The 13,206-nt window shown below is 32.9% G+C and carries 12 protein-coding genes; 2 read left to right on the top strand and 10 right to left on the bottom strand.

Annotated elements, in window-relative coordinates; translation table 11 throughout:
- Positions 1 to 3: 3 nt before the first annotated feature.
- The 7 genes from ric to N4A35_04510 form a co-directional block, all read right to left on the bottom strand.
- Positions 4 to 726 carry an iron-sulfur cluster repair di-iron protein gene (ric, locus tag N4A35_04540; protein MCT4580665.1) on the bottom strand — a complete coding sequence of 241 codons (723 nt, stop codon included), beginning with the start codon at positions 724 to 726 and terminating at the stop codon, positions 4 to 6.
- 4 nt (positions 727 to 730) lie between these two features.
- Positions 731 to 1,165: an Rrf2 family transcriptional regulator gene (locus N4A35_04535; GenBank protein ID MCT4580664.1), complete on the bottom strand. Its 435-nt coding sequence runs from the start codon at positions 1,163 to 1,165 to the stop codon at positions 731 to 733.
- 107 nt (positions 1,166 to 1,272) lie between these two features.
- The gene (locus N4A35_04530) at positions 1,273 to 2,457 is read right to left on the bottom strand and encodes a hypothetical protein (GenBank protein MCT4580663.1); all 1,185 of its coding nucleotides are present in this window, start codon (positions 2,455 to 2,457) and stop codon (positions 1,273 to 1,275) included.
- Positions 2,458 to 2,500: 43 nt separating this feature from the next.
- Entirely contained in the window at positions 2,501 to 3,535 is a 1,035-nt protein-coding gene (locus N4A35_04525; GenBank protein ID MCT4580662.1) for a hypothetical protein, read from the bottom strand.
- A gap of 76 nt (positions 3,536 to 3,611) precedes the next feature.
- Positions 3,612 to 4,841: a tetratricopeptide repeat protein gene (locus N4A35_04520; protein ID MCT4580661.1), complete on the bottom strand. Its 1,230-nt coding sequence runs from the start codon at positions 4,839 to 4,841 to the stop codon at positions 3,612 to 3,614.
- 130 nt (positions 4,842 to 4,971) lie between these two features.
- Positions 4,972 to 5,364, bottom strand: a complete 393-nt coding sequence (locus tag N4A35_04515; protein MCT4580660.1) for a n-acetylglutamate synthase — start codon at positions 5,362 to 5,364, stop codon at positions 4,972 to 4,974.
- A gap of 98 nt (positions 5,365 to 5,462) precedes the next feature.
- Positions 5,463 to 6,317: an alpha/beta hydrolase gene (locus tag N4A35_04510; GenBank protein MCT4580659.1), complete on the bottom strand. Its 855-nt coding sequence runs from the start codon at positions 6,315 to 6,317 to the stop codon at positions 5,463 to 5,465.
- A 54-nt stretch (positions 6,318 to 6,371) separates the two neighbouring features.
- Between N4A35_04510 and N4A35_04505 the strand changes: the two genes are divergently transcribed.
- Positions 6,372 to 6,971, top strand: coding sequence for a TetR/AcrR family transcriptional regulator (locus tag N4A35_04505; GenBank protein ID MCT4580658.1), 600 nt, complete (start codon positions 6,372 to 6,374; stop codon positions 6,969 to 6,971).
- 683 nt (positions 6,972 to 7,654) lie between these two features.
- Here the strand turns inward: N4A35_04505 and N4A35_04500 are convergent.
- From N4A35_04500 to N4A35_04490, 3 genes are all read right to left on the bottom strand, one after another.
- Positions 7,655 to 8,998: an MATE family efflux transporter gene (locus tag N4A35_04500; protein MCT4580657.1), complete on the bottom strand. Its 1,344-nt coding sequence runs from the start codon at positions 8,996 to 8,998 to the stop codon at positions 7,655 to 7,657.
- 109 nt (positions 8,999 to 9,107) lie between these two features.
- Entirely contained in the window at positions 9,108 to 10,322 is a 1,215-nt protein-coding gene (sucC, locus tag N4A35_04495) for an ADP-forming succinate--CoA ligase subunit beta (GenBank protein ID MCT4580656.1), read from the bottom strand.
- Positions 10,323 to 10,447: 125 nt separating this feature from the next.
- On the bottom strand, positions 10,448 to 11,767 hold the full coding sequence (locus N4A35_04490) for a T9SS type A sorting domain-containing protein (GenBank protein MCT4580655.1): 1,320 nt from the start codon (positions 11,765 to 11,767) through the stop codon (positions 10,448 to 10,450).
- Between the two features lie 109 nt (positions 11,768 to 11,876).
- On the opposite strand from N4A35_04490, the gene N4A35_04485 reads away from it, so the two are divergent.
- A complete protein-coding gene (locus tag N4A35_04485; GenBank protein ID MCT4580654.1) occupies positions 11,877 to 13,121 on the top strand; it encodes a DEAD/DEAH box helicase in 1,245 nt (414 codons plus the stop codon).
- The last annotated feature ends 85 nt before the right edge of the window (positions 13,122 to 13,206 follow it).

The raw sequence follows: 13,206 nt of genomic DNA, 5'->3' as shown, positions 1-13,206 counted from the left end.
TGTTTAATTCATTAATTCTTTCTCCAATGCAATGGCTCTTTTAAAGAGAATGTTATTTTCGATATGAATGTGTTTATGTAGATCTTTTTCAAATTCTTGTAATAATGCATAGGTTACACGATAAGAGTTACAAGCATCTTTGGGAGGTGTATAGTTATTGGAAAGTCGAGCTATTTCTCTAAAACGATTTCCCTCATTATCATGTTCATGGTGCATCATGTTAATGGGATTCATAACAGTTCCAAATTGTGGAGATTGTACTTTAGATTTCGTTTTTAAAGCCTGGTCTAGTTTTTTGAAATAGGGAAAAAGAATTAATTCTTCTTTTTTTAAATGGGGAATTAAATCATCTGCTGCACCAAAAAATAACGATTTAATTTGATGCAATTCAGGGTGTTGCTCTCCATGTACACTTGTGATTTTGGTTAGATACTGCTTTATTTCAGGAACTTTCCTTTCGATGTAAGTGTGGTGTTGATTATAGATGTAGTCAGCCAAGAACCCTAGGTCCCAACTGTGGTAATTTTGAGATTCATTCTCATGGCTGGTTACTGAGGATAATTCCTCAATTAAGTCTAAAACCGAAACTGCTGTTGTTTCACAAGCAGTTGCTAAAGTTCGATTCCCATTACAACAAAAATCAATTTGATGCTTACTAAACACTGTTGCGGTTTCATAATTATTGGCTACTATTTCACCAATAAATGTATCTTTAGTTATTTCCATAGTACTATCTTTTTAACCAAACTAAGTTGGTATGCATTTCATTAGCTAGACTCTTTAGCGTTGTAGATTCTAACATTGTTTTTAGTTCATTTCTAATGTTTACAAATTGGTGGTGTAACGGACAGGGAGACTTTGCATCACATTGTTTTAATCCTAGACCACATCCAGTATATATTTGATTTCCATCAATGGCGTCAACAATATCGCTAAGTAATAATTGTTCTAATTGTTGCTCTTCGATCAAAAAACCTCCATAAGGGCCTTTGATGGCTTTAACGATATTCTGTTTGGTCAATAATTGTAAAATTTTTGCCGTAAAAGCAGAAGGAGAATCAATTTCAGAGGCAATATCATTGAGATGAACTTTTTGCTTTAAAGTTGATTGCTGCGCAATAAAAATTGCAGCCCGTAATCCATATTCGCATGATTTTGAAAACATTATAGTACAAATTTATAGTTCTACATTTTATAAAGGATGATTTTGTCCTTTATAAAAATATGATTTATGTTAGCTAAAAACAAATTATACTAAAGGGATATTCAGAATTAAGCTTTTGTATTAGGACTAACTATAAAGAATAAAATTCCAATAACCATAGATAAACTTCCTAAAGATAGTCCAAGGTATTGATAGGATAGACCTAGCCCTCCTATGGTGAGTAATAATTCTGTTAAGATAAAACCTAAAAAGAAAAAGAATGCTCCTAATTTTGTAGGAATAGAATAGGAAAGCCATTTTAGATCGATCAGTAAAGCCAATAATAAAAATGATATGACACCAATTAAACTAAGATGTAAATAGGCTAGAATAATAGGCCTGTTGTGAAAGGCGAGGCTTTCAAATACAGGGAAAATTGAGATGGATTGTATAATTGTTTTAAGAATAAAAGCAATAAAAAAAGTAGCAAAGAATAGCCCAACCCATTTTTTCTTTTCTTGTACTATTTTTTGAATAGCCTTAAAAGAAGATTGTATAAAAAAGAAGATGCCTAAAAGTAAAAGCAAAGCAGAAAAGTAAGCAATTGGAAGAATGGTTTTTTCGAATTGCATCCCAATAAATGATAAAGCAATTGACGGGAGAACAGCTAACTTAAATAAGCCATAAAACCGTTGTACTGCTTTTAGATGATAGTCAATTTGATTGACTTCAAGGTACTTAAAAAATAGTCCTATCACAACAAATAAGAACCAACCATTATATTGTAAGTGAAGAAAAGTATAGACAAGTGCATTGTAAGGTTCTGTGCCTCCCATTCCTTTAGCTGAAAGTGCTCCAATACCAAAAGGAACTAGTGTAGATAAGACTCCTAACCATAAGCCTGTGTTCACAAATCGAAGTGAGATTGCCTTTTTTTGCGATCTGGTATCTTTAAAAAAGCTGAAAATAAACCAATAGTTTAACAGTTGAAATAGCGTAGAAAAAATAATTGAGTAAAGCGCATACCCTTGTAAAGCGAAAGAGATAAGAATTCCGAGAAGGATAAATGCTGTTAATTTAAACTGGAGGGGGTAACGTCGTTTTTTGATTTGGTTGTGATCCAGAAAAAAATGAGTTAATAATAAAAATAATAAAGTATAAATCCAGCCTTGAAAAGCTATATGTGAGTGAGTATGAACCAAATTTCCATAGTTAAAAGGAAAGGAAATATAAGCTACAGAACGTAAAAGTGTACCAATTGTGGCAGCACAGAATAGATAAATTAAGCTTATTTTATACCAAGATGCTTTCATTTGAATAATGATTCAGGCAAAGTTAAGGATTATAATGGGAAGATTATATCGATTTTTTTTGTTCTTCTTGGATACTTATTATTACTTGAATAGCTTCAAAAACCATATCTTGTTGTATTACTGTTGCCCAACCTTTGGAAGTTAGTAATGCTCTTATTTTCTGTTCTGAATAGCCTTTTATTGAAAGGTATAATCCATAGTCTAGCACTGGTTCAGGAATACGTTCAACAAGAAAGGCGATAAAAAGATTAAAGAACCTAAGATGTGAAATCAAAAGAGCCCCACCGATTCTTAATAAAAAAGCTATAATGATTCCTAAGCCATGAATATGAAGCCCCTTAAACATAATTCCTTGGTTAATAATAGTAACAAGGTAGGTCCAAAATCCACTCGAATAATAATTAGAATAGAGGTATTGATAGTAAATAGAAGATAAGAAAATGATCACTACAGAAACAAGAAGAATATTGGTTAGTTTTTTAAAATTAGAATAGTTATAAAACCTTATCAGGTGTTTAAAACCATAAGTAAACCCTAAAGCTATTCCAAATTCTGATAGTATATAAAAATGGAATGGGATTGTTCCAAGAACTCCTCCAAGAGCTAGAGCTAGAAATATGCTACTGTAGGTTAAAAGTTTAATATTAGGAGGACGTTTTTTTTGAGGTGCAGGAAGAGTTTCAGGTTCAATATAATCGTCCCAGTTGTCTTTTTTTCTTTGAGCTACTTCTATTTCATTTATGGTTTCTTTCCTATATTCCTTAATAATTTGATGGTAGAGGGCTATAAATAATTTAACTCTCAAAGAATTTCTTCCTTTATCCCACATCCCACTTCTAGAAGATGAAATGCTTTTAATCGATACTTTACCATGGTCATGTGTTAGGGTTATTTCTTCAGTTTTACCCCAGGTTCCATTATGAATGGCTTTAATAAGCTGATCATCATAGTAAACAAGCTCCCAATCAAGTGCTTCAATAATATGTATCGCTAACGCAATAAAAGTACCTGCTTTTTCTTGGACATGTATTGTTTTTTCAAATTGAGGTGTAAAAGCAAATCGGTGTTCTTTCTTCACTTGCTTTGCAAGTGTTTTTATGTTTTTTTTAGTTTTGAGATTCAAGAGACTATCAGTTTTCATTACTGCGTAGAACTTACTTTATAAAAGTATTAAAATATCGAATAATTTTTCCCTTATTATTTAAGGCAAAATCCTGGTATTGTTCATAAATGTCTTGGTGGAAACAAGTAATAAAAACGTAACAATCTAAGTAGCCCATTTCTTGCATTTTTCTGGCTTCATCAAGTTCTGGACTTTGGTCATTCTTTAGCAATTCTTCCCAACTATAGACTTCTAAATATCTTGTTCGTGTAATGTCATTTTTAGAAATGAGCCCTTTTTCATCACAAAAGGCCTCTACTTTTTCTTTAGCAGCTTTATAGGCAGGCCATCCATTTAAGTCATCCATTGCAGTAGTGTAATCTAATACGCCTTGCTTGACAATTTTATTAGGGAAACATTTTCTTTGTGTCCATTTGATCGCTATTTTTTTGCCTTTAATTGCTACAACATCTCTTAATTTAATTTTCATTGATGCATCAGGGTAAATAGTAAATGTTTCAATTGCTTCTTGAAGACTTTTATCATATAAGCCCTCTTTATAATAGGCATCTACTAAATACTTTCTTGGTTCTAGCATATAGGGGAATTCTTCCTTAGCAATATTGAACTTTTGGATTGCCTTAATATAATCTTGTTTAAAATAATAAGCATCACCAAGGTACAAACGAGCCTTATAGTAATTAGGCTGTTCCTCTATAGCTTTTTGATAAAATTCTGCAGCCTCATGATAATTTCGGTTACTAAAAGCACGTTCTCCTTGTTTGTAAAAAGCATAGGCCTCATCTGTGATATTAGAATCGACATTGATTACCACTTTTTCAGAACGCAACAAAATAGACGAATAATAAGCATCATTGGTCATTAGGGTAGCAGTTCTTAAAGTATTGATATAGTTATGATAAGCAACTTTTGCAGGAGAAAGTCCATTTAACATAGCAGCCAAATCTTGAGCCATTTTTTGAGCTTCATCATCATTTTCTTCCCCTTCAACCTCTACAGTTATATTACCTCCAAATTCAAAATTATATTGTTCTCTATTAACGTACTCTTGATATTTTATTTTGGATAATAAATCCCAGCCTTCTCCATATCTTGAATAATCATTTAGTAAGCTTTCTAGTTTCTTCGTTGCTTTTTCAACTTTATTTTTTGAGATGAGAGCTTCTATTTTAGACATGCGCTTTTCGAGGTCCTCATTTTGTGTAAAGGCATTAATCGTTAACGATAGAAGAGTAAGTTGAATAATGAAGTATTTAAGCATAACTGTTGTAATTGAAATAAAGTAACTAAGCTATCATTTTTTTATGAATAAACTGCTAAAAGTAGACAGTAGCTTTTATTCGGGGCTCAAAACAACTATTTTGTGTAAAAACTATCGATATTCGGTCAACTTAAAGTTCTTCTACTATCGATTTTCCTTTCGAGTAGTCACCAGAAGTCCATTGCCATGTTTCGTGAAGACGAATTTTTCCATTAGAGAGCACTTCTGGAATGGAATGACATGTTCCAGTCATCAGTTCTCCTTGTTGATTGATTTGATGGTAACGCATATCAATTACTCCGTCAGGACCAACCAAACCAATTAAATGCCCTTTTTTGATCATTCCACCACTATATTCAGCTGTAAGAATATTTTCCGATTGTTGATAATAAAAACGCGTTTCAGATGATGTTTCCCCATTTTCTGAATTAGTAACTGGTTTAAAAACTTTATTGTTGTAGTTCATAATTAAATGTTTTCCTTTTTGGTGGTAAAAACGAATGCTTAGAGTAAGTAAAACCATTGTCTATTATTCATTAATAGCGTTGGTTGATATTTTCCTTAAAAATAAGAAAACATTTTTTTCCTTGCGCATCCCGACGATTTAACAACGAGTTATGATTAGTTAATGATTAAACTTTCTATTTTATTATTATCGATTCTGTTTTGAACATGTTTAGAGTGTTCTAGTAATACAGTGTGTTCCAGTGAGGGGAATATTTTTTTAGCTCGTTTAATCATTTTCTCACCAGGAAACATCAGGTCTTTTTGAGCTCCAATTAATACAATAGGAGTTTTAATTTTTTGAGCTTCATTTTTAGAAATAACAGGAACAGGAGTAAAGTCCATTTCAAAGTGTTGAAAAACTTGTGCTAAGAACTTTAAAGCAAAAGGATCTTTCATACTAAACAGTTCATTTAAAAATTGTTCAAGGTATTTTTGATTCCCTTTTTTCATATATCTTTTCATAGGGATAAAAATTTTAAACAAAGCTTTTAACGGATTACCATTAACAATATATGCAGGAGCTGCTAAAAATACCTTTTTAATTCGGCTTTCATCGTGTATTAAGGTCTTTAAGATTATTAAGCCTCCAAATGAAAACCCTGCCAAAATAACTTGATCTAGTTTTAGTTTTGTGATGAGTTCATTAACCCAGATACCATAGTCATTATTCTTCATACTTAGACGTGTCTCTGCACTTTTATTGGGTTGAGCTAAAACATCTATTGCATACACACAATAATGTTTAGAGAGGTTAGGATAGGTTTCTAACCCAATTGGAGCACAACCATTAGAACCGTGTAAAATCATAAGAGGAGGTTTACTTTCATTACCTGTTATGATTATGTTTGTCTTTCCAAATTGAGTCTCAATAATTGTTTCCTTATAATCGATTCCAAGTTCTTTCAATTTTTCATCGTATAAACTTAAAATGGCATTTTTTCCAGCTTCAGATTGGTATAGTGATTTCATTTGTTTATTTTAGGACAAGTTTACTAATAAAAATTAATTAGGACAAGTTTACTAATGAAAAATACCAAAAAAGAAATCCTTAATACAGCTAGAAAATTATTTAATAAATATGGTTATAGTGATGTGACAATTAGAATGATAGCGCAAGAATTAAGTATAAGTTCAGGAAATTTAAACTATCATTATAAGAAGAGAGAAGCTATTTTTGAAGCGCTCTATTTTGAAATGGTAGCAGATTTTGATCAACGAATTGATGATTTGCCAACTACTGAATTTTCAGTTGAGCAGGTAAAAAGTGATATCCATGCAAGTATGGTAAGAATGTTAGATTATACCTTTTTTTGGACAGATATTTATCGGCTGATAGAGGTTAGTGATAAGGTTAAAAAGCATTTTTTATCAGCTTATAAACAACGTATAGAGGGATGTCATTTTCTTTTTAATGAATTAAAAAAACAAGGGCTTATGAATTCCAATTGTAGCAAAGAAGAATTGGATTATTTGGCAGAACGAATGGTACACTATGGTAATACATGGTTGTATGCATCGCGTTTATATAGTAAGAACATAACAACTAAAGATCTTAACCATTTTGTAGAGGTGTATTTAAGTATGCTAAAGCCCTTTCTTATCTTCTCAAAAGTTAATAATTGATAGGGAGGGCAGAAAATAGAATAGAGAGCAAAGAATAAAGAACAGAGACCATTAGATGATGAGATAATAAGTAAATTAGATGATGGAAAAATAGTAAAGAAGAAAATACAATCCATTAACTCATTGCAGCATTATAGCATTAATCCAGTCAGTTCGAGTTCCGACAGAGGAGGAGTATCGAGAACAAGACGGCTTGGTGAATCAGAAAATAGAATAGAGAGCAAAGAACAGAGACAATTAGATAATTAGCTAATGTGATAATTAGGTGATGGAAAAAGAACAAAGAAGAAGATTCAATCTATTATTACAGCATTAAATCATTGTATCATTAAATCATTGCAGCACTAATCCAGTCAGTTCGAGTGCCGACAGAGGAGGTATATCGAGAACTAGACGACCTATTTAACTAGAAAATAGAATAGAGAATAAAGAACAGAGACAATGAGATAATTAGCTAATGTGATAATTAGATGATGGGAAAAGAACAAAGAAGAAGATTCAATCTATTATTATAGCATTTCATCATTAAATCATTGCAGCACTAATCCAGTCAGTTCGAGTTCCGACAGAGGAGGAGTATCGAGAACTAGACGGCCTTTTATCCATCAAATTTGATGAGAATAAATGTACGAATTGTTAATATTTCAGCATCTAACCCGCTAATTATCTCATCATCTAATTAGCTAATCCTCTAATTCATTAATTGCTCTCCACTTACCATATTTTAAATAAGCAAAAGACATTAGGCTTAGGAATGTAAAGTAGAAGAATTCAACACACCAAACCTGCTCAATAGAAGGTGAAAAATAGTTGACTAATGTAAAGGCAGCAGTGAGGTAAATCGTAATGTTAATAGCTTCAATAAATAAGGAAACTCGTGTTTTTCCAGTACCAACTACAGCATTAAAAAGAACGAATGCAATGGTAAAAAAGAAAAGAACATAATTAATGACGGTTAAAGTTGAAAGTGTATGAGGGACTAATTGTTGTTCCAGTTGGTAGAACGCTACGATTTCGGTACCAAATAATGTGGTAATAACTACTACAGCACCAGATGACAACAATGCCAGTATAAGAGTTCGACCAATTAACCTTAATACCAGCTCTTGTTTTCCAGCACCGATTAAGTTACTAACCAAGGTGTTAGTGGAAGTGCTAAAGCCCAATAATGGAATCATCATTAGCATGTAAATACTTCGGATCACATGTGAAATAGCTAATTCATCTTCTCCTAATTGTTCAATAATAGAAAAGAAGATAAACCATGAGCCAAATGTTAAGAAATTTTGAAAAGCAATAGGTGTTGAAATGCCCAGAATTTTTTGAATTAACTTTCGATGAATCTGAAAATTAATTTGAAAGTGATATTGCTTAAAATTAACATGTTTGATAGCATATATTACAAAAAATAGTATAGAAGCTAGTTCGGCAACAACGGATGCTATAGCAGCTCCTTTAACTCCCCATTGGGGAAAGCCCAAATTTCCAAAGATTAAGCCATAATCCAGTCCAATGTTGACAATAGCGACAACAATAGAAGAGTAGAAGAGGACGTTAGTCTTTTTAGTCGCAACAAAAAAGGCGATAAATAAAAAGTTTAAGAAAGCAAACAGTACACCATAAGCACGAAAACTAACAAATGTTGTAGCAGAGGCTGCAATTTCATTGGATTGAGAAATAGTTGTAGCAAATGTTGGGTAGAATAGTTGTAGCCCTATAAAAATAAAGACTGCTAAAGGTAAAAAAATATAAAGGCTTTGTTCAATAATAGCACCAATAGAGGTATAGTTTTTTGCACCATTGGCTTTTGCAATCATAATTTGACTTCCGGTACTAATCCCCATTCCCATAGTAATGATTAAATAGTAAAATAAAGCTCCATTCCCAGCTGCGCCGAGTTCTACTTTCCCTAATTGACTTAAAAATAAGGTATCAATTACCGCTACAATATTCTGTGTAACTCCACTAATAATAATGGGAAGCGTTAGTTTCCAAATAGAAGAATAAGAAATAGCATTAGTAGACATTATTTAACGTATAATATAGTTGTTAGGAGGATAGAAAGTATAGGTTTGTTATAAACAAAAAGGGCCGATTCAGATGAATCAGCCCTCCTTTAAAATTTATGTTTGGTGATTAATCTACGATTAATTCTTCAACTCTATTTGCAGCATCTTGTAAAGTAATGGCAGAGTGAACATTTAAACCTGAGTTATCAATAATCTCTTTTGCTTCAACAGCATTAGTTCCTTGTAAACGAACAATAATAGGAACAGGAATATTTCCAATGCTTTTGTAAGCTTGAACAATACCATTTGCAACACGGTCACATCTTACAATTCCTCCAAAGATATTAACTAAAATTCCTTTTACATTTTTATCTTTTAAGATGATGTTAAATGCTTTTTCAACACGCTCAGCATCTGCAGTACCTCCTACATCTAAGAAGTTTGCAGGCTCACCACCAGATAATTTAATGATATCCATAGTAGCCATAGCTAATCCAGCTCCATTTACCATACATCCAACGTTACCATCTAAGTTCACGTAGTTTAAACCAGCATCAGTAGCTTCAACATCAATTGGATCTTCTTCAGCTAAATCTCTTAACTCAGCATAATCTTTGTGACGGAATAATGCACTGTCATCTAAAGTAACCTTAGCATCAACAGCAATAATTTTATCGTCAGATGTTTTTAATACAGGGTTAATTTCAAACATAGAAGAATCACTACCTTCGTAAGCTTTGTATAAAGCAGCAACGAATTTTGTCATTTGCTTCATCGCTTGACCACTTAATCCTAAGTTAAAAGCAATTTTTCTGCATTGGAATCCTTGAATACCAACTTTAGGATCAATTTCTTCTTTAAAAATTAAGTGAGGAGTCTTTTCAGCAACTTCCTCAATGTTCATTCCTCCCTCTGGAGAATACATAATGATATTTCTACCTGTCTCTCTGTTTAATAAAACAGACATATAGAATTCTTCTGGTTCAGAATCACCAGGATAGTATACATCCTCAGCAATCAAAACTTGATTTACTTTTTTACCAACACCGTTAGTTTGAGCAGTTTCTAAATGACCACCTAAAATACCTTTAACTGTATCTTCTAATTTGTCAATACCCTTTGCTAATACTACTCCGCGAGAACCTGTTTCTTCTACAGTTCCTTTACCACGACCACCAGCGTGAATTTGTGCTTTAACTACGTACCACTCAGTTCCTGTTTTTTCAGACAACTCTTTAGCAGAAGCTACAGCGTTTTCTAGTTTATTTACTACAACACCTTCTTGGATTGCAACACCAAAACTTTTTAAGATTTCTTTCCCTTGATATTCGTGTAAGTTCATAATAGATTTTATTTTGCTTTTTAAAATGCTTCCCAAAAATAAAAATTGTAATTGGTTATAACTATCTTTTTTTGCCTTTTTTTTAGGAATGTTAAAAAGATAATTAAACTGTTACTTTATAGTGACTATCGAACACTTATTTTTTGAACGCTTTTTCCTTTTTCTGAATTGATGTGTAGATAATATATTCCACTGTTTAAAGCGGGAAGCATAAAACTCATACTATAAGAGTTCAAAGGTTTTCTCAAGAGGAGTTTCCCGCCAATATCATAGAGCTCAATGGAGCTGAAGACCAATTCAGTTGTTTCAATAGTAATTCTAGCTCCACTTTGAATAGGGTTGGGAAATACTTTATAGGGGCTGTTTTCTTTTTTATATCCAATATTGGTGAGGGTGTATTCCCAGCTTAACCGATATACCTTATCAGTTACCGTTTGATTGTCTAACATTCCTCCAGCAATATATTTCTCCGTTGTGGATATATTGGCAATTCCTCTTAAATCCATAGGGTAATTTTGAGTGAAATTAGTTACCCAAGCTAAGTGACGGTCGGTATCTAAATATAAATCTCTATTGTTGGGCGAAACACCTCCACTTCCATTATAAGCCACTCCATTGTAGTTATACGTAACATTACTTCCTCCTAACCAATGAATCTGATTTCCAACATTAGTACAAGCCATTCGGTAACCCTTTATTTGAGAAGATAGAACTTCGTAATTCCAAGTGATATCTGTTGGGTCATTAGGATTAATAACGCCTTTTCTTAGTTGGTTTTGAGCCGGAAAGTTCCAACCCGAAGATGCTCCACCAAAATAATAAATGGTATCACCAATAATCGTTCCGGATGCTCCAAAAGATTTATAGTGATTATTGTTGGGAGTAGCTGTTCCAGAAGTCCATGTGTTTAAACTTGGATTATATATCTGAACATGAGGAACATTAGTGGTATTGCTCCATCCTGTAATGATATAAATTAAGCTATCTCTCCATATCGCTTGCACATGATCGTCTATAGCTGTTGGGATATTGCTAGCATCTGTAAGATAACTATTGGTAGCGATATTAAAACGATGTACTTTGTTAGAGGAGACTTCATGACCATTGCTGAAAACATGATAACCGCCTATGATGTATATGGTATCTTGAATTCTAGATGCCCCTGCTGCTATTTTACCTAAAGTATCTGGTAAATCAGGTAGTGATTCTGAAGTTCCAGTGAGGGTATTTACTCTATATGAATGAAGATGAATCCCGCTATAAATTTTACTGGTATCAATACCTCCAAAAGAATAAAGGTAGGGAGTTGTACCAACAAATCCCTCACAAACGGCATTATTACTTACAGGTTCGGGTAACTGGCCAATTTCACTAACCTCCCAAATTTGAGCATAACTGGTGAAGTATAAAAGACTAAAATATAATATGATAAAGGGTTTAAGCATGATATCATTTTATGATTAAGATGAAAAAAGTGATACAAACTTACAAATTAACCCCATGAATATGAGGGAAGTATTTGGTAAATTCAAAAAATAACTTGACCTTGTACCCATGACATTTGATGAAATAGGCTTACACGATGAATTATTAGAAGGATTATCGTGCATGGGCTTCGAAAAAGCAACACCCATTCAAGAGCAAACAATTCCTGAAACTTTAAAAGGGAGAGATATTATTGGGTGTGCTCAAACAGGAACAGGAAAAACGGGAGCATTTATTCTTCCTATTTTACATAAAATTAGAACAAAGGAATATGCTAATACCAGTACTTTAATTATCGTGCCAACACGTGAATTGGCTTTACAAATAGACCAACAAGTACAAGGGTTAGGTTATTTCACAGGAGCGACTTCTATTACTTTATATGGGGGAGGAAAAGCTGGAGATTTTAACGAACAAAAAAGAGCTATGGCCAATGGAGTGGATATTATTATTGCAACTCCAGGAAAGTTAATCTCTCATTTAATCATGAAAAACATCAATGTATCCACTATAGAGAATCTCATTTTCGATGAGGCTGACCGAATGTTGGATATGGGATTTTACGAGGACATCTGTCGTGTAGTATCGTTTTTGCCAGAAAAACGACAAAACCTAATGTTTAGTGCTACAATGCCAAAGAAAATAAGAGATTTAGCTAAACGTTTCTTAAAAAATCCTGTTGAGGTCAATATTGCTATTTCAAAGCCATCAGAAGGGGTGGAACAAACAGCTTATATGGCTTTTGAGCCTCAAAAAACTCCATTGATAACAGGTATTATTGACCAAAAACCTGAATATAAGAGCATATTAATTTTTACTTCTACCAAACGTAAAGTAAATGGAATCGTTCGCTCATTAAAAGGAAAAGGTTATACTGTACAGGGGATTTCATCTGATTTAGAACAATCAGAACGCGAGGATGTATTATTAGATTTTACAACTAAAAAAACACGTGTATTAGTTGCTACAGATGTCATTAGTAGAGGAATTGATATTAAAGACATTAATTTGGTAGTAAATTATGATGTCCCTGGTAATCCAGCAGACTATGTGCATCGAATAGGTCGAACAGCAAGGGCTGATACTAAAGGAGCTGCGATTACTTTGATTAATGAGGAGGATATGTATAAGTTCAGAAATATTGAACGTCTAATAGAAAAATCTGTAGAAAAGTTCCCTTTACCAGAAGAGTTAGGTGAAGCTCCTGTCTGGAAAGAAAAGGCTTCCCCAAAGAAGAAAAAACGCTACTATGGAAAAAAGAAGTTCTATAACAATAAAAAAAAAGGAGCGCATCATAGTAAAGAAAAATCGTAACCAGTTTTGCTAAATTAATCATTGTCTATATTTAAAAAGTTGCATTTTGTCTTGAAATATGTGACTTTCAATTATTTATTTATAT

The organism is Flavobacteriales bacterium, from assembly GCA_025210295.1.
In the GTDB taxonomy this organism is placed as follows: domain Bacteria; phylum Bacteroidota; class Bacteroidia; order Flavobacteriales_D; family Parvicellaceae; genus S010-51.
The sequence above is the reverse complement of the archived record's forward strand: the minus strand, read 5'-3'. Positions and strand labels throughout refer to the sequence as shown.

What these genes read in the sequence shown, in the direction of transcription:
- ric (MCT4580665.1), bottom strand. Translation starts at nt 726, where the DNA reads ATGGAAATAACTAAAGATACATTTATTGGTGAAATAGTAGCCAATAAT.
- N4A35_04535 (MCT4580664.1), bottom strand. Translation starts at nt 1,165, where the DNA reads ATGTTTTCAAAATCATGCGAATATGGATTACGGGCTGCAATTTTTATT.
- N4A35_04530 (MCT4580663.1), bottom strand. Translation starts at nt 2,457, where the DNA reads ATGAAAGCATCTTGGTATAAAATAAGCTTAATTTATCTATTCTGTGCT.
- N4A35_04520 (MCT4580661.1), bottom strand. Translation starts at nt 4,841, where the DNA reads ATGCTTAAATACTTCATTATTCAACTTACTCTTCTATCGTTAACGATT.
- N4A35_04515 (MCT4580660.1), bottom strand. Translation starts at nt 5,364, where the DNA reads ATGGTTTTACTTACTCTAAGCATTCGTTTTTACCACCAAAAAGGAAAA.
- N4A35_04510 (MCT4580659.1), bottom strand. Translation starts at nt 6,317, where the DNA reads ATGAAATCACTATACCAATCTGAAGCTGGAAAAAATGCCATTTTAAGT.
- N4A35_04505 (MCT4580658.1), top strand. Translation starts at nt 6,372, where the DNA reads ATGAAAAATACCAAAAAAGAAATCCTTAATACAGCTAGAAAATTATTT.
- N4A35_04500 (MCT4580657.1), bottom strand. Translation starts at nt 8,998, where the DNA reads ATGTCTACTAATGCTATTTCTTATTCTTCTATTTGGAAACTAACGCTT.
- sucC (MCT4580656.1), bottom strand. Translation starts at nt 10,322, where the DNA reads ATGAACTTACACGAATATCAAGGGAAAGAAATCTTAAAAAGTTTTGGT.
- N4A35_04490 (MCT4580655.1), bottom strand. Translation starts at nt 11,767, where the DNA reads ATGCTTAAACCCTTTATCATATTATATTTTAGTCTTTTATACTTCACC.
- N4A35_04485 (MCT4580654.1), top strand. Translation starts at nt 11,877, where the DNA reads ATGACATTTGATGAAATAGGCTTACACGATGAATTATTAGAAGGATTA.